This is a genomic window from Paraburkholderia sp. BL21I4N1 (assembly GCF_002973525.1).
In the GTDB taxonomy this organism is placed as follows: Bacteria; Pseudomonadota; Gammaproteobacteria; order Burkholderiales; family Burkholderiaceae; genus Paraburkholderia.
On sequence record NZ_PVEN01000061.1, the window covers coordinates 1 to 1,068 of the forward strand.

General features: G+C 60.8%; 1 pseudogene. It reads left to right on the plus strand.

Annotation, left to right across the window (positions count from 1 at the left end):
- A pseudogene (locus B0G83_RS38010) lies at positions 1-1,068 on the plus strand (IS3 family transposase); the annotation flags it as partial.

Here is a 1,068-nt window from a genome sequence, read left to right on the forward strand (position 1 = left end):
TGGCTTTTAAACTGTCGGTGGTCGAGCAGGTAGAAAAAGGCGAACTGAGCTACAAGGATGCCCAGCGTCGTTACGGGATACAGGGACGTTCGACCGTTCTGGTGTGGCTTCGCAAGCACGGTCTGCAGGACTGGAGCGCGGCCAGCGCCCCTCTGACGCAAGGAGCCGGCATGAAACAGCAAGGCAAACTGCCGCTGACGCCTGAGCAGCGCATCAGGGAACTGGAGGAGCAGCTACGTCAGGCCAATGAGAAAGCCAGCCTGTTCGAGGCGGTCATTGACGTGCTGAAGAAGGACTATGGGGTAAAAGTCGTAAAAAAGCCCTTGGGCAGGTCATCGCGCGCGAACTCGTCGAAGGACTGAGCGTGGCGCGGGCCTGCCGCCATGCCGGCATGAGCCGCCAGGCGTACTACAGCCAGCGACGGCGCGAGCGCGAACGCGCCGGACGCGAATGCGAGGTGGTTGCACTGGTGCGCCAGGTGCGGCTGCGTCAGCCACGGCTGGGCACGCGCAAGCTGCATCATCTGCTGACTGGACCATTACGCGAGGCGGGTATCAAACTCGGACGCGATGCACTGTTTGACGTGCTGCGTCACGCCCGGCTGCTGGTGCCGTGCCGGCGGGCGTATCACAAGACCACCGACAGTCATCACCGCTTTCGCCGCCACCCGAATCTCCTGCGTGCAGGAGATCACCCGTTTGTACCTACAGGCAGCGAACAGCTCTGGGTCGCCGATATTACGTATCTGCCCACCGCCGGGCCGTTCGTGTATCTGAGTCTGGTCAGCGATGCGTATTCGAGAAAAATCGTCGGTTACCACGTCCACGACAGTCTGAAGACCGAGCAGGTCAGCCACGCACTGAAGATGGCGCTGCGCGCGAGAAAAACCCGTCAACCGCTGATCCATCACTCCGACCGCGGCATCCAGTACTGTTCGACGTACTACCAGCAGTTGCATCAGCGTCACGGTCTGACCTGCTCAATGACCGACGGCTATGACTGCTACCAGAACGCACTGGCCGAGCGCATCAACGGCATTCTGAAAACGGAACTGTTGCTGCATCGTCC